This is a genomic window from Dickeya dadantii NCPPB 898 (assembly GCF_000406145.1).
GTDB classification, from domain to species: domain Bacteria; phylum Pseudomonadota; class Gammaproteobacteria; order Enterobacterales; family Enterobacteriaceae; genus Dickeya; species Dickeya dadantii.
This window is the reverse complement of the sequence record NZ_CM001976.1, coordinates 2,112,650-2,132,328: the sequence shown is the minus strand read 5'-3', so window position 1 is coordinate 2,132,328 and position 19,679 is coordinate 2,112,650. Positions and strand designations below refer to the sequence as shown.

Annotated in this window: 14 protein-coding genes; 8 read left to right on the top strand and 6 right to left on the bottom strand. The window is 57.6% G+C overall.

Annotated elements, in window-relative coordinates; genetic code table 11:
* Nucleotides 1-3: 3 nt before the first annotated feature.
* The 3 genes from lolA to lrp all read right to left on the bottom strand — a co-directional run bounded on the left by lolA (nucleotide 4) and on the right by lrp (nucleotide 4,962).
* A complete protein-coding gene (gene lolA / locus DDA898_RS09860; RefSeq protein WP_107768277.1) occupies nucleotides 4-618 on the bottom strand; it encodes an outer membrane lipoprotein periplasmic chaperone LolA in 615 nt (204 codons plus the stop codon).
* Between the two features lie 192 nt (nucleotides 619-810).
* Nucleotides 811-4,350, bottom strand: coding sequence for a DNA translocase FtsK (locus tag DDA898_RS09855; RefSeq protein WP_038911106.1), 3,540 nt, complete (start codon nucleotides 4,348-4,350; stop codon nucleotides 811-813).
* Between the two features lie 117 nt (nucleotides 4,351-4,467).
* Nucleotides 4,468-4,962, bottom strand: coding sequence for a leucine-responsive transcriptional regulator Lrp (gene lrp / locus DDA898_RS09850; protein ID WP_010277211.1), 495 nt, complete (start codon nucleotides 4,960-4,962; stop codon nucleotides 4,468-4,470).
* 500 nt (nucleotides 4,963-5,462) lie between these two features.
* Here lrp and trxB point away from each other — a divergent pair, with 500 nt between their 5' ends.
* The 5 genes from trxB to infA all read left to right on the top strand — a co-directional run bounded on the left by trxB (nucleotide 5,463) and on the right by infA (nucleotide 11,206).
* Nucleotides 5,463-6,419 carry a thioredoxin-disulfide reductase gene (trxB, locus tag DDA898_RS09845; RefSeq protein WP_038911105.1) on the top strand — a complete coding sequence of 319 codons (957 nt, stop codon included), beginning with the start codon at nucleotides 5,463-5,465 and terminating at the stop codon, nucleotides 6,417-6,419.
* A 228-nt stretch (nucleotides 6,420-6,647) separates the two neighbouring features.
* Nucleotides 6,648-8,414 (top strand): heme ABC transporter permease/ATP-binding protein CydD, encoded by a 1,767-nt coding sequence (cydD, locus tag DDA898_RS09840; protein WP_013317701.1) that lies wholly within the window; start codon nucleotides 6,648-6,650, stop codon nucleotides 8,412-8,414.
* A gap of 19 nt (nucleotides 8,415-8,433) precedes the next feature.
* Nucleotides 8,434-10,155: a heme ABC transporter ATP-binding protein/permease CydC gene (cydC, locus tag DDA898_RS09835; RefSeq protein ID WP_038912523.1), complete on the top strand. Its 1,722-nt coding sequence runs from the start codon at nucleotides 8,434-8,436 to the stop codon at nucleotides 10,153-10,155.
* A gap of 12 nt (nucleotides 10,156-10,167) precedes the next feature.
* Nucleotides 10,168-10,896: a leucyl/phenylalanyl-tRNA--protein transferase gene (gene aat / locus DDA898_RS09830; protein WP_038911104.1), complete on the top strand. Its 729-nt coding sequence runs from the start codon at nucleotides 10,168-10,170 to the stop codon at nucleotides 10,894-10,896.
* 91 nt (nucleotides 10,897-10,987) lie between these two features.
* Nucleotides 10,988-11,206, top strand: coding sequence for a translation initiation factor IF-1 (gene infA, locus DDA898_RS09825; protein WP_002211347.1), 219 nt, complete (start codon nucleotides 10,988-10,990; stop codon nucleotides 11,204-11,206).
* Between the two features lie 232 nt (nucleotides 11,207-11,438).
* Here the strand turns inward: infA and clpA are convergent, their stop codons facing one another.
* Nucleotides 11,439-13,715, bottom strand: a complete 2,277-nt coding sequence (gene clpA / locus DDA898_RS09820; protein WP_013317698.1) for an ATP-dependent Clp protease ATP-binding subunit ClpA — start codon at nucleotides 13,713-13,715, stop codon at nucleotides 11,439-11,441.
* Between the two features lie 28 nt (nucleotides 13,716-13,743).
* Nucleotides 13,744-14,064, bottom strand: coding sequence for an ATP-dependent Clp protease adapter ClpS (gene clpS, locus DDA898_RS09815; protein WP_038901067.1), 321 nt, complete (start codon nucleotides 14,062-14,064; stop codon nucleotides 13,744-13,746).
* A gap of 323 nt (nucleotides 14,065-14,387) precedes the next feature.
* Here clpS and cspD point away from each other — a divergent pair, with 323 nt between their 5' ends.
* Complete coding sequence (cspD, locus tag DDA898_RS09810) at nucleotides 14,388-14,609, top strand: cold shock-like protein CspD (protein WP_012770072.1); 222 nt, start codon at nucleotides 14,388-14,390, stop codon at nucleotides 14,607-14,609.
* A 136-nt stretch (nucleotides 14,610-14,745) separates the two neighbouring features.
* On the opposite strand, the gene DDA898_RS09805 is transcribed toward cspD, so the two are convergent.
* Complete coding sequence (locus tag DDA898_RS09805; RefSeq protein ID WP_038901066.1) at nucleotides 14,746-16,407, bottom strand: ATP-dependent endonuclease; 1,662 nt, start codon at nucleotides 16,405-16,407, stop codon at nucleotides 14,746-14,748.
* A 251-nt stretch (nucleotides 16,408-16,658) separates the two neighbouring features.
* Here DDA898_RS09805 and hcp point away from each other — a divergent pair, with 251 nt between their 5' ends.
* Both hcp and hcr read left to right on the top strand, forming a co-directional pair.
* Nucleotides 16,659-18,311, top strand: a complete 1,653-nt coding sequence (gene hcp, locus DDA898_RS09800) for a hydroxylamine reductase (protein ID WP_013317695.1) — start codon at nucleotides 16,659-16,661, stop codon at nucleotides 18,309-18,311.
* A gap of 59 nt (nucleotides 18,312-18,370) precedes the next feature.
* On the top strand, nucleotides 18,371-19,378 hold the full coding sequence (hcr, locus tag DDA898_RS09795) for an NADH oxidoreductase (protein WP_038912521.1): 1,008 nt from the start codon (nucleotides 18,371-18,373) through the stop codon (nucleotides 19,376-19,378).
* The last annotated feature ends 301 nt before the right edge of the window (nucleotides 19,379-19,679 follow it).

Below are 19,679 nucleotides of genomic sequence, written 5' to 3'. Positions count from 1 at the left end.
GCCTCACTGACGCTGGTCGTCCACCGCTACGCCTTTCGGCGGCGTAAAGCGGAACTTCGCGGCATCCGCCTCGCCATTTTGCTGATTCTTCAGCGTATAGGCGCTGCGCTGCCCATCCTGTTCGGTGGCGGTAAATCCATGGATCGTGCCGTCGCTGCTCACGTTGATGGAAAACTGTTTCAGATTGCCGTTAGCCGCGCGGGGAGTCAGGTCGAAGTCATCCCCTTTCTGGCTCACATTGTATTTACCCCAGTCTTTCGGATCGTTGCGGGTAATCAGAATGAACGGCGTATTGCCAGTCGCATCCTTCACCCAGGTTGCCGTCACCTGTTCGACGAACGGGTTATAAAACCACAGTGTTTTACCATCGGACACCAGCGTACTTTCGTCCGGTGAGGTAGTTTTCCAGTTAAACAGATTCGGGCGTTTTACCCACAGTTCACCAGCGCCTTCCTGCACCGCAGCACCATCATTGGCGGTGACTTTTTGCGTGAAGCTGGCGTGGAAGCTGTTCACTTTACTCAAACGACTCTGTAAATCACCGGCCGCATCGGCATAGACTACGCCGGAAACCAGGCTGGTCAGTAAACAACCAGCTATCAATCCTGTTCTTATCATACAAAAAATCCTTTGCGTGCTCTTACCGCATCGCGGCTCCCGACGGGAGCCGATTTCAGTTGAACGCTACTTCAGTTAAACGCTGCTTCAGTTGAACGCTAATGTAGCCCAGCCGGGCATGGCATGACAGGCGAATTGTCTGTTATCCAATATTTTTACGCTTCTTTGCAGGGACATACACCGCGCCGAACATTACTCCATCGGCGGCGGCGCCAGCACCTCGCGATTGCCGTTATGGCCAGGAGCGCTGACAATGCCCTGCATCTCCATCTGCTCGACAATGCGGGCCGCGCGGTTATAGCCGATGCGGAACTGACGCTGCACCCCGGAAATCGAAGCGCGACGTTTTTCCACCACAAAAGCCACCGCCTGATCAAACAGCGGATCCAGATCTTCGTCGCCATCAAAGCCAAGGCTGCCGCCCTCGCCGTCGTCATCGCCGCTGATAATGTTATCGATATACTCCGGACGACCGCGCGCCTTCCAGTCCTGTACCACGGCATGCACTTCCTGATCGCGTACGAACGCGCCGTGAACACGAATCGGAATTGAGGAGTTAGGCGCCATGTACAGCATATCCCCCATCCCAAGCAGCGACTCCGCACCGCCCTGATCGAGGATAGTGCGTGAGTCGATCTTGCTTGATACGGTAAAAGCGATACGGGTAGGAATATTGGCCTTGATAAGGCCAGTAATGACATCCACCGACGGGCGCTGCGTCGCCAGCACCAGATGAATCCCGGCGGCGCGCGCCTTCTGAGCCAGACGAGCGATCAGCTCTTCCACTTTTTTGCCCACCGCCATCATCAGGTCGGCGAACTCGTCCACCATCACCACGATATACGGCAGCTTTTCCAATACCGGCGGCTGAGTATCCATGCTGTCACCCGGCTTCCAGAACGGATCAGGCACCGGACGTCCCATCGCTTCCGCCTGCATCACGCGCTCGTTATAACCGCTGAGGTTACGCACGCCAAGCGCCGACATCAGCTTGTAGCGACGCTCCATCTCCCCCACACACCAGCGCAAAGCATTGGCGGCGTCTTTCATGTCCGTCACGACTTCGGTAAGCAGATGCGGAATCCCCTCATACACCGACAGTTCCAGCATTTTCGGGTCGATCATAATGAAACGCACATCCGCCGGCGTCGCCTTGTACAGCATGCTGATAATCATGGCGTTGACGCCGACCGACTTACCGGAACCGGTGGTACCCGCCACCAGCAGGTGCGGCATTTTCGCCAGATCGGCCACCACCGGCTGCCCGGAAATGTCCTTACCGAGCACTATCGCCAGCGGCGAAGCGTTGTCGCGGAATCGGTCGCAATCCAGCACTTCCCGCAGGAATACCGTCTGGCGATGACGATTTGGCAGCTCAAGACCGACGTAGGGTTTGCCGGGGATAACCTCAACAATACGCACCGCCACGACCGACAATGAACGCGCCAGATCTCTGGCCAGATTGGAGATGCGGGCCGCCTTGACGCCCGGTGCCAGATCCAGCTCAAATCGCGTGATCACCGGCCCCGGGTGGTAATCCACCACCGTGGCTTTGACGCGGTAATCCGCCAGCCGGGTTTCGATCAGGCGCGCCATGTCATCCAGCGCGTCACGGTCCACCGGCGCGTCGTTCATGGAAGGCGGCGTCAGCAGGTCCAGCGACGGCAATGGCGTCGTCGGTTTATGCAACGGCTGATCATTACGCATCAGGAACGGGTGAATCAGGCTGTCCATAATTGACGACGGCGATTCGGCTTCCGCTTCATATTCAATCGGTGCGACGGTCTGCAACGCAGACGATTGAACGTACCGCGGTTCATCCGGGAAACTTTCCTGCGGCGGCAGCGTAAACAGCGGCTCTACCGGACCGTCATCCACCAGATCGGCAAAGGGCGAAATGGCGAAGGCGCTGTCCAGCGGGGACTCGGTTTTAGGCTTCAGGTCAGGCTGTCTGGTTTCTGCAACAGCGGGCGTCAGCGCGGGCGGTTCAGCCGCAAAAATCGCCGGCTCATCCTGCTTCGTATCCAGCTCACGCTCTTCTGCGTAGCGGGAACGCTGCATGTCGGCAAAATCACGCGCCAGCTGTGCCTGCAACAGCGTTTCCTCATCTTCTTCATGATCGGGATAGCTCTCGCCGTAGCGTTCGCGTTGCTGGTCGGCAAACGCCTGCCGCAACGCCGCGTCTTGTATCAACGCATCTTGCTCATCCTCAGGCAGCGCCGTCTGCGCGGTCTCGTCGTCCGGCAAAGGCGCGTGCGCGGCAAATGGCGTCAACGCGCCGGTTTGCTCAACGTGGGTGGACTGCGCCTGTTGCTCCGCCTCACGGGCCTGCTGTTCGGCCAGTCGCTGCGAAGGCAGTTTGATCCCGTACGATGCCAGTTCACGGCGGGTGGGAATACGCACCGGATTTGGTCGCGGCAATTCCGGCCCCATACCACGCTTGACCTGCGGGTTGTTGTCTTCATCGGTGGTAAACGCCGGCATGAACAGCGTCGCATTCTGCGATTCCGATTTCGGTGCCGGGGCAGCTTCAGCGCTTCCCGAAACGATCGTCGCCGCCGTGACCGCCGCAGCAGCCGTACGGGCGATGCGATCGTCAGCCTGCACGGTCAGCGGTTGCCAGTCAGGCAATGGTTCAGACAGTGATGAAGCAAGGTTAACTGGCGCGGGCATGATTCCCGCGGACGCCGGCGTCAACGGCGATACCGCCGAGATATCAACCCCCGGTCTGAATTCAGGCGCAGGCGTTGCAACCGGCGGAACATAGGATTCAGGCTCGGCGAACGGCGTAACGGCTATCGGTTCAGGATGTGGCTTCAATACCGGCTCCGCATCAGGCGCTGCCGCAGTGGCAAATGCACGCTCACTCGCCTCGTCTGCAGTCGGCATCTCGGCGGCTACTGATGCGGCGGCGGCAACCGCGCCTGACGTCGCCGTCACGCCCGGGGCGGAAAACAGCACGTCATCGTCATCTTCCTCTGCCGATGACGATGATGACGATATAGCAGCGGGTTCTGTTTCGTGAGGCGCGGCTGTACGATGGGCGTCTTTTCGCGCCTCTGCCGGTGATTCATCAATATCTTCGTCGTCATCGTCGTAAAGATAGTCATCTTCACGCCGACGGCCGGAAAACAGCGTCAAACACCCCATCACCCCGGCGCCGAGTTTTTCTGCGATCGTCAACCAGGACCAGCCGGTGAACAGCGTCAGCCCGGCGGCCCAGACGCACAGCAGAATCATGGTGCCGCCAATGTTATTGAAGCGCGGAATCATCGAGCTACTGAGCAAACTGCCCAGCACCCCGCCGGAGGCAAAATAGTAGATGTCATCCACGTTGAGCGCCGCCAGCCCGCACGAGGTCAGAATCAGGGCCAGCGTGCCGATCAGGCGCAGTGAAAGGGTAAAGTAATCCAGCGTGGCGCGTTGGCCGCGCTGGCGATGAATCACCCAGCACAACGACACCATCACCACGGGAATGGCATATGCCAGTACGCCGAAAATGAAAAACAGGGTGTCCGCCAGCCAGGCGCCTACCCCGCCCCCCAGATTGTGAATCGGTTCATGCCAGGCGGTTTGCGACCAGCTAGGATCCGAGGGACTGAAACTCAGCAGCGCCACCGCCAGATAAATGGCAAAAAGCACCACAACGATTAACATCGCTTCCAGTAAACGTCGACCCGCGCTGAGTTTTTTCAGCGTGACGTCTTTATCTTCTGTATATTCCTGGCTCAAGCGTCTCTCCAGGTTCCCTGTAAATGTTTCATGATAAAGCGCCGAGTCTTCCCCGGCGCCATACTGTACATATTCACAGGAGTGTAGCTGAATTTATCGGGTTATGCACCCTTGCCGTCAGCGGGTCTTGATGACCAGCCGGTTGCTTTGCTTCACTTCTTCCATCACCACATAGGTGCGGGTATCGTTTACGCCCGGCAGACGCAACAGCGTTTCTCCCAGCAACTTACGGTATGCCGACATATCCGGCACGCGGGTTTTGAGCAAATAGTCAAAATCCCCGGAAACCAGATGACACTCCTGAATTTCCTCAAGCTTCTGCACGGCTGCGTTGAACTGTTCAAACACATCCGGCGCGCCGCGGTTGAGGGTGATCTCGACGAACACCAGCAATGACGCATCCAGATAATGCGGGTTCAGCAGCGCGGTATAACCATTGATAAAACCCTGTCGTTCCAGACGACGAACGCGCTCCAGACAAGGAGTTGGCGAAAGGCCGACTCGCTTGGAAAGCTCCACATTGGAGATACGTCCATCTTTTTGCAATTCGTTCAGGATATTGCGATCGATACGATCAAGATCTTTTCCCGGACGTTTTTTCGTGTCTACCATTCTTATTGTCTCTCTTCATCCTTCCCTGTTTAACCGCTGTCTCTGACCAACCTCAATGTACCAGAGCCACCCCTAAAGAAGACCCCTGCCTTTTGTAGTGTGTTCATTAACTGTTCCGACCGCGCCTCCCGGAAACCTCGTGAAACGCCGGTTATCCATCGGCAGACAACGCCGCCGCTCTAGACCCCAAACGCATAAAAGCCGGAGCATTTAACTATTCACATACAAAATATTTCCTCTTCCAAGGATGTTTTCGCAAAAGCGCAGCCGATTGTCAAAGTAAAACAATTAAAATCAGAAGAAAGTGCCAGATTCGCGCCTGACGGTCTATTCGGGCAGCGTTTTCACACGTTACCCGCCCGCCGTCAGGTTATAAGCGGTCCCCTGTCAACCTTTCGTAACGATTGAACCGATAGCCAACAACATTCCGCCACACTTTTTTTACGCAGGTAATTTCCTTACAATTGGTTATGTCGTCCGTTCGAGTGAATGAGGAACTCATGAGCACTGCCAAACACCGTAAATTATTGATTCTGGGTTCAGGCCCGGCAGGCTATACCGCCGCGGTCTACGCTGCGCGGGCAAACCTAAATCCGTTACTGATCACCGGTATGGAAAAAGGCGGTCAGTTGACGACCACCACCGAAGTGGAAAACTGGCCCGGCGACCCGGACGATCTGACCGGTCCGTTGTTGATGGAGCGTATGCACGCCCATGCCGCCAAATTTAATACCGAAATCGTCTTTGATCACATCACGCGCGTCGACCTGCAGACCCGCCCGTTCCACCTGTTCGGCGACAGCGATGAGTACACCTGCGATGCATTGATCATCGCCACCGGCGCGTCCGCCCGCTATCTGGGATTGCCGTCCGAAGACGCGTTCAAAGGGAAAGGTGTTTCCGCCTGCGCGACCTGCGATGGTTTTTTCTATCGTAACCAGAAGGTCGCGGTAGTCGGCGGCGGCAACACGGCGGTGGAAGAAGCGCTGTATCTGTCCAACATCGCCGCCGAAGTAAATTTGATCCACCGTCGCGACAGCTTCCGCGCGGAGAAAATCCTGATCGACCGCCTGATGGCCAAGGTCAGCAGCGGCAATATCGTGCTGCATACCAATCGCACGCTGGATGAAGTGCTGGGCGACGATATGGGCGTGACCGGCGTGCGTCTGCGCGACGCCGCCGGCGACGCAACCGAGCAGTTGGATGTCGCGGGTGTGTTTATCGCTATCGGCCACAGCCCGAATACCGCCATATTCGGCGATCAGTTAGAACTGGAAAACGGCTACATCAAGGTGCAATCCGGTATCCACGGTAACGCGACTCAAACCAGTATTCCCGGTGTGTTCGCCGCCGGGGACGTCATGGACCACATCTATCGCCAGGCGATTACCTCCGCCGGCACCGGTTGCATGGCGGCACTGGACGCCGAACGTTATCTGGACGCCCTCGTCAAGTAAGCTCTGATTACCGTTAATGCCAACCCGGACGTGATCGCGTCCGGGTTTTTTATTGCCGTTGGTCATTGCAAAAATTGATCGACACCCTATTCCGTCGTCTGCTTTTCGTTTGCACAACCCCGCCGCCGCGGTAACATGGCGCATCGCAGCCGTTACGCTCACAATTGTGTTAAGTGGCGGTTATATAAGCGTTATTTTCATGTATCAACTGGAAGCGATCGGCACCTGATGAAAGATACCCGACAACGAGAACTGACCCGCTGGCTGAAACAGCAAAGCCGTCTGGCGCACCGCTGGCTACGACTATCACTGATGCTCGGCCTGGCAAGCGGCCTGCTGATTATGGCGCAGGCCTGGTTACTGGCCTCACTGCTGCACGCCCTGATTATCGCCCACACGCCGCGCAACGAATTGACCACAACGTTTTTGCTGCTGGCGATGACATTCGTACTCCGGGCATTGATCAACTGGATACGGGAACGCGTCGGTTTTCGTTGCGGTCAGACGATTCGCCAGCATATCCGCCAGCAGGTGCTGGACCGGCTGCAGCAACTGGGCCCGGCCTGGATTCAGGGGAAACCGGCCGGCAGTTGGGCCACGCTGATACTGGAGCAGGTGGACGATATGCACGATTACTACGCCCGCTATCTGCCCCAGATGTATCTGGCCGTGCTGATTCCGGTGCTGATCCTGATTATCGTGTTTCCGGTGAACTGGGCCGCGGGGGTGATTCTGTTCGCCACCGCGCCGTTGATTCCGCTGTTCATGGCGATGGTCGGCATGGGCGCCGCCGACGCCAACCGCCGCAATTTTCAGGCGCTGGCCCGGCTGAGCGGTAATTTTCTTGATCGACTGCGCGGTCTGGATACCCTGCGCCTGTTCTATCGCGGCGAGGCGGAAACCGAACAGATTCGTCAGGCGTCGGAACAATTTCGCAACCGCACCATGGAAGTGCTGCGCATGGCCTTTCTGTCTTCCGGCGTGCTGGAATTCTTCGCTTCAATTTCGATCGCGGTGGTAGCGGTTTATTTCGGGTTCTCCTACCTCGGCGAATTGAATTTCGGCAGCTACGGCGTCGGCGTCACGCTGTTTGCCGGTTTTCTGGTGCTGATTCTGGCGCCGGAGTTCTTTCAGCCGCTGCGCGATCTCGGTACGTTTTACCACGCTAAAGCCCAGGCGGTCGGGGCGGCGGAAGCCTTGCACCGTTTCATGACGGCCGAAAACGAGGAAACCGGCGCCGGCACCCGCCCATTTCAAAGCGATACGCCGGTCACACTGATAGCCCATGAGCTGATTATTCTGTCACCCTCAGGCAAAACGCTGGCAGGGCCGCTTACCTTCAAACTGGACGCCGGGCAACGGGTCGCGCTGGTCGGTCCCAGCGGCGCCGGGAAAAGCTCGCTACTGAACCTGCTGCTGGGTTTCCTGCCCTATCGCGGCTCGCTGACGATCAATGGCGAAGAGTTGCGTACCCTGTCGCCCGCGTCATGGCGGCAGCACCTGAGCTGGGTGGGACAAAATCCCCATCTGCCGGAACCCACGCTGCGCCAGAACGTACTGCTGGGTCGCCCGGAAGCCAGCGACCATGCACTGCAACACGCGCTTGAGCGTGCCTACGTGCATGAATTTCTGTCACTGCTGCCGCAAGGGCTGGACACACCGTTGGGCGACGGCGCCGCACGGCTGTCAGTCGGTCAGGCCCAGCGAGTCGCCGTGGCTCGCGCCTTGCTGCATCCATGCCGATTATTGATGCTGGACGAACCCTCAGCCAGCCTTGATGCACACAGCGAACAGCGGGTCATGAGCGCGTTGAGTGAGGCGTCGCGCGCTCAGACCACGTTGCTGGTGACCCATCAACTGAGCGAAATTCGGGACTATGACGAAATCTGGGTCATGGCCAACGGCCAGTTGGTCCAGCAGGGTGACTACCTCACCCTAAGTCAGGCCGCCGGGCCGTTTGCCGACTTACTGGCGCAGCGCCGGGGAGAACTGTGAGATGGAAAAGATTCGGGCAATGCAGGTACTAAAACCCTTTCTGGCGCTGTATCGCCGCCACCTGTTCCGGCTTGGACTCGGTGTTGTGCTGGCCATTCTTACTCTGCTCGCCAGTATCGGTCTGTTGACGCTGTCAGGCTGGTTTCTGGCGGCCTCGGCCGTCGCCGGTCTGGCCGGGCTGACCACGTTCAACTATATGCTGCCGGCGGCCGGGGTACGCGGCGCGGCGATTCTGCGTACCGCCAGCCGGTACTTTGAGCGACTGGTGAGTCACGACGGCACCTTCCGCGTTCTGCTGCATCTGCGTGTGTTCACCTTTAGCCGCATCCTACCGCTGGCGCCCGGCGGGCTGATTGGTTTTCGTCAGGCCGAGCTGCTCAACCGGCTGGTGGCGGATGTGGATACGCTGGACCATCTCTATCTGCGGGTAATCTCGCCGCTGGTAAGTGCGCTGGCCGTGATTCTGGCGCTGGCTTATGGTTTGAGCTGGCTGGATACCTCACTGGCGCTAACGTTGGCCGCCATTATGCTGGCGTTGCTGGTGCTGCTGCCTCTGACGTTTTATCGTGCGGGACAGCCGATCGGCGCCGACCTGACCGCACTGCGCGCCCACTACCGGGTACAACTGGCCACCTGGATTCAGGGGCAGGCCGAACTGGCGGTATTCGGCGCACTGGCGCACTTCCGCCAGCAGTTGGAAGTCCTGGAGCAGCGCTGGTTTGAGCGACAACGCCAGCAGGCCGGGCTGAGCGCGCTGTCGCAATCCATCATGATTGCCGCTGGCGGCTTGACCGCCACCTTATTGCTGTGGCTGGCCGGCGGCGGCGTTGGCGGCGATCATCAGCCGGGCGCGCTCATCGCGCTGTTCGTGTTCGCCTCCCTCGCCGCTTTTGAAGCGCTGGCACCGGTCGCAGGCGCATTCCAACACATCGGGCAAGTCGTCGCGTCGGCGGCACGAGTCGATCAGCTACTGAAATTGCATCCGCCGGTTGTCTTTCCGTCTCAGGGCCCCGCGCAATTGGAACAGATTCAGCTTACGCTGGATAAAGTGAGCTTTACCTACCCGGAACAAACTCAACCGGCGCTGAGCGATATTTCGCTGACGCTTGCGCCGGGAGAGCATGTCGCGCTACTGGGACGTACCGGTTGCGGCAAATCGACACTGCTGCAATTGCTGACCCGCGCCTGGGACTGCAGCGCCGGCGAAATCCGCCTTAATGATACGCCGATCGCCGCCTACCCTGAGTCTGCGCTACGCGATGCCATGAGCGTGGTGCCGCAGCGGGTGCATATCTTCAGCGCGACGCTGCGAGAAAATCTGCGGCTGGCGGCTCCCACGGCCAGCGACGAGCGGTTGCAGGCGGTGCTAACGCAGGTCGGGCTGGAGAAATTGCTGGAGGATCAAGGGCTAAACGCCTGGCTGGGCGAAGGGGGTCGACAATTGTCCGGCGGCGAACAACGCCGTATCGGCGTGGCGCGCGCGCTGCTCCACCCGGCGCCGCTGGTATTGCTGGATGAGCCGACCGAAGGGCTCGACGCCGATACCGAACAGCGCATACTGCAGCTATTGCGTCAGCATTGTCTGGGTAAGACCCTGATCGTCATTACCCATCGGCTGAACGGGCTGGAAAGTATGGACCGGCTGTGCGTGATGGATGGCGGACAATTGGTGGAACAGGGGTCGCATCATAGCCTGATGGCGTTGCAGGGACGCTACTGGCAATTTCATCAACACCTGTAGGCCGAGGTGCGCATGCTGTTGTATGAGCTGTCCCCGTTTTCGCTGCAGTTTCCTAACCCGGAAACCGCGCTGCGGGATCCCAACGGTCTGCTGGCCTACGGCGGCGATCTGTCGCCCGAACGCCTGCTAAGCGCCTACCGTCAGGGTATTTTCCCGTGGTTTTCACCGGGAGAACCAATCCTGTGGTGGTGTCCGGATCCGCGTGCGGTGTTGTTCCCGGCACAGTTCCACCTCAGCCGCAGCATGAAAAAGTTCATGCGCCGCACCGATTATCGGGTCACACTGAACCAGGCGTTTGAAGCGGTGATTTCCGCCTGTGCCAGCGAGCGCGAGGAAGGCACCTGGATTGGCAGGGACATCGTGCACGCCTATATTCAGTTGCACCGGTCCGGGCTGGCGCACTCGGTCGAGGTCTGGCGTGGCGCCGAGTTGGTCGGCGGCTTGTACGGCATCGCTCAGGGCGCGCTGTTTTGCGGCGAGTCAATGTTCAGCCGGGCGGATAACGCCTCCAAATACGCGCTGGCAGCGTTTATGCAGCATTTTGTGCGCCACGGCGGGCAGTTGATTGATTGCCAGGTGCTCAACGACCATACTGCCTCGCTGGGTGCCTGTGACATTCCCCGACGCGAGTTTCTGCACGCATTGGATCGGCTGCAACAGACCGCATTAATCGACGGTTGCTGGTATCCGCAACCCCTTGATGCTCCGGTTGTCGACACCCCTCCCGCAGGGGATAAATGAGCGGCAGCCACTTACGCGCCTTTACATAATGAGGGTTTTTCGGCATTATCTTGCCGGTTAAAAACTAAGGTAATTAAACCTAGAGGATTCGATGGCCAAAGAAGACAATATTGAAATGCAAGGCACCGTGCTGGATACGCTGCCCAACACCATGTTCCGCGTTGAGCTGGAAAACGGGCACGTGGTTACCGCTCATATCTCCGGTAAAATGCGTAAAAACTATATCCGCATCCTGACGGGTGACAAAGTGACTGTGGAACTGACCCCGTACGACCTGAGCAAAGGCCGCATTGTCTTCCGTAGCCGTTAACAGCCACGTCATCGCCTGAGGCGATGCGTCCGGATGTTTGCCTTTCTGCCCTTACCTTTCGGTGAGGGCGTTTGCATTTTAAGGGTATTCGTTACTTACCCGCCTATCAATTCAGACGATGCGACGCGCCATCGCCGAATTCAGTGATGAACGATTCAGTGATAAACGACATGAAAAAGGGCATCTGACGATGCCCTTTTGCGTTGTTAGCGTGACGACGTATTCAATTCACTCAGTGAACCGCGCCTTCGGTTTTGGTCTTCTGTGCGCTCAGGAAGCGATAAGTCAGCTGCTGGGCAGCTTTATCCAGTTCTACCTTCACGGAGCCGCCGTCTACCAGCGAGCCGAACAGCAGCTCATTGGCCAGCGGTTTCTTGAGGTTTTCCTGAATGACGCGCGCCATCGGTCGCGCGCCCATCGCCTTATCGTAGCCTTTTTCCGCCAGCCAGTTGCGCGCTTCTTCGCTGACTTCCAGTGATACGCCTTTGGCATCCAGTTGCGCCTGCAGCTCGACAATAAACTTGTCCACCACTTGCTGAATCACTTCAGCAGACAGGTGGTTGAACCAGATAATGCCATCCAGACGGTTGCGGAATTCCGGCGTGAAGACCTTTTTGATCTCTTCCATCGCATCGCTGCTGTTGTCCTGCTGGATAAGACCAATAGACTTACGCTGGGTTTCCCGCACCCCGGCATTGGTCGTCATCACCACGATCACATTGCGGAAGTCCGCCTTGCGGCCGTTGTTATCGGTCAGCGTGCCGTTGTCCATGACCTGCAACAGCAGGTTGAACACATCCGGATGCGCCTTCTCGATCTCATCGAGCAGCAGCACCGAATGCGGATGCTTGATCACCGCATCGGTGAGCAGGCCGCCCTGATCGTAGCCCACGTAGCCCGGAGGCGCGCCGATCAAACGGCTGACCGTATGGCGCTCCATGTATTCAGACATATCGAAGCGCAGCAGCTCAATATCCAGCGCTTTCGCCAGTTGTACCGTGACTTCCGTTTTCCCGACCCCGGTCGGACCGGCGAACAGGAACGACCCGACCGGTTTGCGTTCATGCCCCAGACCGGCACGGCTCATCTTGATGGCTTCAGTCAGCGCCTCAATGGCTTTATCCTGCCCGAACACCAGCATCTTCAGACGATCGCCCAGATTGCGCAGCACATCACGGTCGCTGGCGGAAACGGTTTTCTCCGGAATGCGAGCGATGCGGGCGACAACCGCTTCAATATCCGCCACATTGACGGTTTTCTTGCGTTTGCTCGCCGGCAACAGACGGCAGCGGGCGCCGGCTTCATCGATCACGTCGATCGCTTTGTCCGGCAGATGGCGGTCATTAATGTATTTCACCGCCAGTTCTACCGCCGCACGAATCGCCTTGGCGGTATAGCGCACGTCGTGGTGCGCTTCGTATTTCGGCTTCAGACCGTTGATGATCTGCACCGTCTCTTCCACGCTCGGCTCGGTGATGTCGATTTTCTGGAAGCGACGCGCCAGCGCGCGATCTTTTTCGAAGATATTGCTGAATTCCTGATACGTGGTGGAACCAATCACGCGAATCTTGCCGCTGGACAGCAACGGCTTGATCAAGTTGGCCGCATCCACCTGGCCGCCGGAAGCCGCGCCAGCGCCGATAATAGTGTGGATTTCGTCGATAAACAGAATGCTGCTCTTATCCTGCTCCAGTTGCTTGAGCAGCGCTTTAAAGCGTTTTTCGAAGTCGCCGCGGTATTTGGTACCGGCCAGCAGCGAACCGATATCCAGCGAATAGAGCGTACAGTCGGCCATCACCTCCGGCACGTCACCCTGCACGATACGCCAGGCCAGCCCTTCGGCGATAGCCGTTTTCCCTACGCCGGATTCGCCCACCAGCAACGGGTTGTTTTTACGGCGACGGCACAGTACCTGAATGGTGCGCTCCAGTTCGCTGTCGCGGCCAATCAGCGGGTCGATGCCTCCCACCCGGGCAAGCTGGTTGAGATTTGTGGTGAAGTTTTCCATACGCTCCTCCCCGCCAGCCTGTTCTTCGTTAACCGGATTTTCCGGGTTTGCCGCCGGACCGGACTCCTCTTTGCGCGTACCGTGGGAAATGAAATTCACCACATCCAACCGGCTGACGTCGTGTTTGCGCAGCAAGTAGGCCGCCTGAGACTCCTGCTCGCTGAAGATGGCGACCAGCACGTTGGCGCCGGACACTTCGCTGCGCCCGGACGACTGCACGTGGAACACCGCGCGCTGCAGCACCCGCTGAAAACTTAGCGTCGGCTGGGTATCCCGTTCTTCATCATTTTGCGGCAGCGTAGGCGTGGTCTGTTCGATGAAAGTTTCCAGTTCCTGACGCAGAACCGTCAGATCAACCGTACAGGCTTCCAATGCCTCTCGTGCGGAGGGGTTGCTGAGCAGCGCCAGCAACAGATGTTCCACGGTCATAAACTCATGCCGGTGCTCGCGCGCTCTGGCGAAAGCCATGTTGAGACTGAGTTCCAGTTCTTGATTGAGCATAGGCACCTCCCCCAATAAATTGCCCTATTCAGGCTTTTTCCAGCGTACAAAGCAATGGATGCTCGTTCTCCCGGGCATAACGGTTCACCTGCGCTACCTTGGTTTCAGCCACCTCGGCGCTGTAGACGCCGCAGATGGCCTTGCCCTGATAGTGAACCGTAAGCATCAGTTGCGTTGCACGTTCAATATCATAAGAAAAGAACTTTTGCAGAACGTCAATAACAAATTCCATCGGCGTGTAATCATCGTTGTTAAGTATCACTTTATACATCGATGGCGGCTGTAAGGCTTCAGCATTATGTTCTTTGGTCAGGTCGTCGGTCTGTGTCCCGATACTATGATTTCCCATCTTCTATCCAAATCAGTTCTGATACTTATCCGCTGACTGTTTTCACAGCAGCATGCCTGATTTTTATTGTATCACCGCCCGGTCAAAATCGCTCAGCCCCCCCAAACGCGCCCTTCCTGATATTAACGGCAATAAAAGCCGCCGATAGCGTTACCTGTATCAAATTTTCACAAACCTGCAGCAAAGTGTCGGATTTGGATGCTTGACGGCAAGGGCGATTTCACTAGAGTGTAGAATTGGATTGATGCTGATTTAATCAATTTGGTTTTGCCTTAACCCAATAACCTCACCTTAGAGAACACTCTAGCGAAGGATGAAGATGCATGGAGACAGGTACTGTTAAATGGTTCAATAACGCCAAAGGCTTTGGCTTTATTTGTCCCGAGAGCGGCGGTGAAGATATCTTCGCCCACTATTCAACTATTCAGATGGACGGCTACAGGACGCTGAAAGCAGGCCAGGTGGTGCAATTCACCGTGCACCAGGGGCCGAAAGGAAACCACGCCAGTCTGATCGTGCCGGTAGCCGGCGAAACGGTCGCCTGAATGTTCACCCCACGCTTTCCGGTCTTTCTCCTTTAATTACTGTGACCAGGTCAAACGAGTCCAATGCCGGTCGCCGGGCGACCGGCATTCTTTATTTCCTCTTCACGCGACAGGTCTGTTCAGTCGTTTAACATGCCTAATCCGCCCGCCCACGCGCCAACCACAATACCCGCGAAAACATACCGCGAATCAATGGCGGGATGGCTGACTCCCCCAGAGACGCCGCCTCCAGCGCCACTTCAATCGCCAGATCCGGTTTGGATGTTCGGTGAATCGCTTTGGTGATGACTTTGGCCGCCGACAGCGGCACCGGTTCAGGTAACTGCGCCACCCGGTGATAAACCTGACTAAAGCCGTTACGATACATGAAATGCTCCATATCTAGCGCCGGCAGCACGGTCAAATGGTCGCGTTCGGACTCATTCTGCGCTTGCAGCAGGCTACGGGCCGTGGCGGCGTATTTTTTCCCGGCGTCATCGCCATCCACCAGCACATGCCATTCGATGCCCATACGATAGGCGAATTTCAGCAGCGGTTTCAGCCCCACCTGAGCAAACTCGATCACCCTCACCCCTTCCGCTTCGAAGTGATGCCCGCATTGGCGCGCCAGTTCATTGAGCATCCAGACTTCGGTTTCGCCTTCCACCAACAGCCAGCAACGCGCGAATAGCGACGCCGGACGATTAAACCGAATGTGGAAGGTAATGCGGCGGCTATCTTCCTGGGTCATGCCCTGACGGCCGATACGGTAAGTAGCGACCTTCGCCGATTCGCGCACCAGACGGCAAACCTGTTCTACCGGCACCAGCGACAGCAGTTCGCCGGAATTGGTAGTGGTGATTTTTTGCAGCGGCAACTGCGTCAGCAGCCCCCACGCCACCGACAGCATGATCGGGTGCAGCCGGGTTTCCGGGTCTTCAATCAGCAGCAACGGACGGGCGTGCGGATCAAGCGCCGCGGAACCCTTGGCCTGCAGCAGGGTAGAAAACAGCTCCAGCAGGATAATACGGCGACTACGGCTGTTGGGGCCGGAAATCATGCGGTTGATGTTATCCAGCGAGCGCCATGCCCGACCATTGCCTGCGCGCGCGTGGCGATGGTGGCGCCGATCGTTCGGATCCGCGCCCTGTTCGGAAAAATAGTGCTCGACCAGTTGGCGCATCGCCACCAGCCCCTGTCGCAACTCTTGGTTAGTCAGCCGGTTGGGATTTTGCGCCAGCTCACGCACCAGCGTCTCAAACTGGCGCGATAGCCGATCGTTATCATCGATTTGCGGCATCAACGTGCCGGTGCGGAAACGGCGAATAAAACGGGCGTCGCGTAGCCGCAGCACCGGATGCAGGCGAATCACTTCACCGGCCAGCCAGTCGATATTGTCCAGCGGCAGCGCCTGACCATTGGCATCAAGAAAGCTGCGCCAGGTAAAGATCGCCTGACTTTCATCCATTTCCCCTTCCAGCCGATAGAAAATGCGATGCAACCGCCCTTCGCCCTTGATCCAAACCGGCGATAACGAACGGTAACGGGGAGCCAGATGGTGGCCGGGCGCAGATTCACAGAACGTGAAGATTACCTGCAGGTGACGCTCGCGGCTGGTTTCGTCACCCGGCGTAAAATGAAAATCCTGCAAATCGAAGTGATAAAGCGGCGGCGACGGCGTCAGCAACAGCGAGAGCGCATCCAGCAGGCTGGACTTACCCCAGGCGTTTTCGCCTATCAGCACGGTATTCTCGTCCAGCGTCAGCGACAGTCGGTTAATACCACGGAATCCAAGAATCTCGACTCTTTCCAGATACATCCGTGCCTCCTGATCTGTGGTCTTCTCACGAGAATGACGATAAAAACGCGGCAGGGTCAAGCCCTACGCCTCGGATCTGCCTCGCGACGCATAAAAATGCCCTGTGAATGCGAGTGATTGTCATCCACAAGTAAAATTGCGCTAAATCAACTTCGCCTTAAATTGCCTATAAAAGATCTTTTTAGACATCGGCAACCGTTCTATGCTTTTAAACAAGCATTATAAATGCAACTTTAAAAAAGGAAGCCATTATGTATTGTGTGCAATGTGAACAGACCATCCGGACCCCGGCCAGTAACGGCTGCGCCTACGCGCAAGGCATGTGCGGCAAGACCGCCGAAACTTCTGACCTGCAGGATCTGCTGGTCGCCGTACTCCAGGGGTTGTCTGCCTGGGCGTTGCAGGCACGCGCACTGGGCATCATCGACCACGAGATCGACAGTTTTGCTCCCCGCGCCTTCTTCTCTACTCTGACTAACGTGAACTTTGATTCACCGCGTATCATCGGCTATGCCCGCGAGGCGATTCGTCTGCGTCAGGGGCTGGCAACCCGCTGCCGGCTGCTGGACGCCGCTATCGCGGTCGACCATCCGATGGCGGAACTGCAACTGGCCGGCGACGACATCCCGACGCTGCAGCAACAAGCTGCCGAGTTTGCGCTGAATAAAGATAAAGCCGCTATTGGCGAAGATATCCACGGGCTGCGCATGCTGTGCTTGTATGGCCTGAAAGGCGCCGCTGCTTATATGGAACACGCGCATGTGCTGGGGCAGCACGATGACGCACTATATGCCGACTACCACGCGTTTATGGCCTGGCTCGGCACCGCGCCCACCGATGTCGATACCCTGCTCGGCAACGCGCTGGCTATCGGCAAAATGAATTTCGGCGTGATGGCGATACTGGATCAGGGGGAAACCTCCGCCTACGGTCATCCGCAGCCGACTCAGGTTAACGTACGCCCGGTGGCGGGCAAAGCGATTCTGATTTCCGGCCATGACCTGAAAGACCTGCGTATGCTGCTGGAACAGACCGAAGGCACCGGCATCAATATCTACACCCACGGCGAAATGCTGCCGGCGCACGGCTATCCGGAACTGAAGAAATTTTCCCATCTGGTCGGCAACTACGGCAGCGGCTGGCAAAATCAGCAAACCGAATTCGCCAAATTCCCCGGCCCGATCGTGATGACCTCCAACTGCATCATCGATCCGAATGTCGGCCAATACACCGACCGTATCTGGACCCGCAGCATCGTCGGCTGGCCGGGCGCGCAGCACCTCGAAGGCGATGATTTCAGCACGGTGATCGCGCAGGCGCAGCAACTGCCGGGGTTCCCGTACAGTGAAATCGAGCACCTGATTACCGTCGGTTTCGGCCGCCAGACCCTGTTGAGCGCCGCCGATACGGTGATTGATCTGGTCGCCAGCAAGAAACTGCGCCACGTCTTTCTGGTCGGCGGTTGCGACGGCAGCCGCACCGAACGCAGCTACTACACCGATTTTACGCTCAACGTACCGCAAGACTGCCTGATCATGACGCTGGCCTGCGGTAAATACCGCTTCAATAAACTGGACTTCGGCACGCTGGAAGGCTTGCCGCGTCTGCTGGATGTCGGTCAGTGCAACGACGCCTACGCCGCCATCATGCTGGCGGTCAATCTGGCGGAAAAACTGGGCTGCGGCGTTAACGACCTGCCGCTGAGTCTGGTGCTTTCCTGGTTTGAACAGAAAGCCATTGTCATCCTGCTGACGTTGCTGGCGCTGGGCGTGAAAAATATTTATACCGGTCCGACGGCACCCGGTTTCCTGACCCCGTCGCTGCTGGCGATTCTGAACGAGAAGTTCGGCATGCGCGCCATCACCACCGTGGAACAGGATCTCAAAGACATCCTCACCGCCTGATTTTTTGTTGACCTTCGCCTTCCGCCGCCGTATGGCGGAAGGTTGTTATGGAGACCGCCATGACCATGCCTACCCCGCAGTGCCCTAACCGCATGCAGGTGCACTCTCTTCATCAGGAAACGCCGGATGTATGGACGCTTTCCCTGATCAGCCATGACTTTTATCCCTGGCAGCCCGGCCAGTACGCGCTGGTCAGCATCGCCAACAGCAGTGAAACGCTGCGCGCTTATACCCTGTCTTCTTCGCCCGGACTGAGCCCGTTCATCACCTTCACGGTACGTCGGCTGGAAAACGGCACCGGCTCGCGCTGGCTGACCGAACAGGTGAAGCCCGGCGACTATCTGTGGATCTCCGATGCGCAAGGTGAATTCACCTGCACCCGCGCCGTCAGCGACCGTTACCTGATGCTGGCGGCAGGCTGCGGCGTTACGCCGATCATGTCGATGACGCGCTGGCTGCTGGTCAATCGACCGCACACGGATATTCAGGTCATCTTCAATGTCCGCTCCCCGCAACACGTGATTTTCGCCGATGAATGGCAAGCACTCCGCCAGCGTTACCCACAGCAACTACGGTTGACCCTGATGGCGGAACAGCAGGCTGAAGCCGGTTTTCTCAGCGGCCGCCTTACTGAGTCAGTACTGTCGCAACAGGTGCCGGATCTCGCCACTCGCACCGTGATGACCTGCGGCCCGCAACCCTATATGCAGCAGGTGGAAACGTTTTGCCTGCAGGCCGGCGTTCCACGCGATCGTATCTTCAAGGAACAGTTCGGCGCGCCGGATAGCACCGTGGACGGCGATGGCGAACAGCTCACCATGACTATCCGCCATACGTTACAGCAGTTGAAAGTTCCGGTCGGCATCAGCCTGCTGGCTGCGCTGGAAAGCCACCAGTTGCCGGTGAACGCCGCCTGTCGCGCCGGCGTGTGCGGCAGTTGCAAAACCCGTATTCTCAGCGGCAGTTACACCACCACCAGCACCATGACGCTGACGCCCGACGAAATTGAAAGCGGCTATGTGCTGGCCTGCAGTTGCCAGTTACAAGGCGATGTCGAACTGGTCTGATTTTCCCGCCCATCCTTGCCATGCGGCATACATCACGCCCTGAATCCACCCCGCATTTTCGTTAAGAAATCGTTAAAGCGGGGTTTTTCCTCCTTCTGCTTCCAGTTATATTAGGCTGTGTCATGTATATTACGAGGCACAGCCTACGCTGTATTAAATGTGCATAGCCAAAATAATTCGAGTTGCAGGACAACACGCTGGCGTATTGAAAAACGCCAGGCGTTGGCCCTCTAGGGCAAGGCTCATTTTGAGCCTTGTAACGCGGCAACCGAGTGAATCCCCAGGCGCTTACATCAGTCAG

Coding starts and splice junctions, on each gene's coding strand:
- lolA (WP_107768277.1), bottom strand. CDS start 618: ATGATAAGAACAGGATTGATAGCTGGTTGTTTACTGACCAGCCTGGTT.
- lrp (WP_010277211.1), bottom strand. CDS start 4,962: ATGGTAGACACGAAAAAACGTCCGGGAAAAGATCTTGATCGTATCGAT.
- trxB (WP_038911105.1), top strand. CDS start 5,463: ATGAGCACTGCCAAACACCGTAAATTATTGATTCTGGGTTCAGGCCCG.
- cydD (WP_013317701.1), top strand. CDS start 6,648: ATGAAAGATACCCGACAACGAGAACTGACCCGCTGGCTGAAACAGCAA.
- cydC (WP_038912523.1), top strand. CDS start 8,434: ATGCAGGTACTAAAACCCTTTCTGGCGCTGTATCGCCGCCACCTGTTC.
- aat (WP_038911104.1), top strand. CDS start 10,168: ATGCTGTTGTATGAGCTGTCCCCGTTTTCGCTGCAGTTTCCTAACCCG.
- infA (WP_002211347.1), top strand. CDS start 10,988: ATGGCCAAAGAAGACAATATTGAAATGCAAGGCACCGTGCTGGATACG.
- clpA (WP_013317698.1), bottom strand. CDS start 13,715: ATGCTCAATCAAGAACTGGAACTCAGTCTCAACATGGCTTTCGCCAGA.
- clpS (WP_038901067.1), bottom strand. CDS start 14,064: ATGGGAAATCATAGTATCGGGACACAGACCGACGACCTGACCAAAGAA.
- cspD (WP_012770072.1), top strand. CDS start 14,388: ATGGAGACAGGTACTGTTAAATGGTTCAATAACGCCAAAGGCTTTGGC.
- DDA898_RS09805 (WP_038901066.1), bottom strand. CDS start 16,407: ATGTATCTGGAAAGAGTCGAGATTCTTGGATTCCGTGGTATTAACCGA.
- hcp (WP_013317695.1), top strand. CDS start 16,659: ATGTATTGTGTGCAATGTGAACAGACCATCCGGACCCCGGCCAGTAAC.
- hcr (WP_038912521.1), top strand. CDS start 18,371: ATGACCATGCCTACCCCGCAGTGCCCTAACCGCATGCAGGTGCACTCT.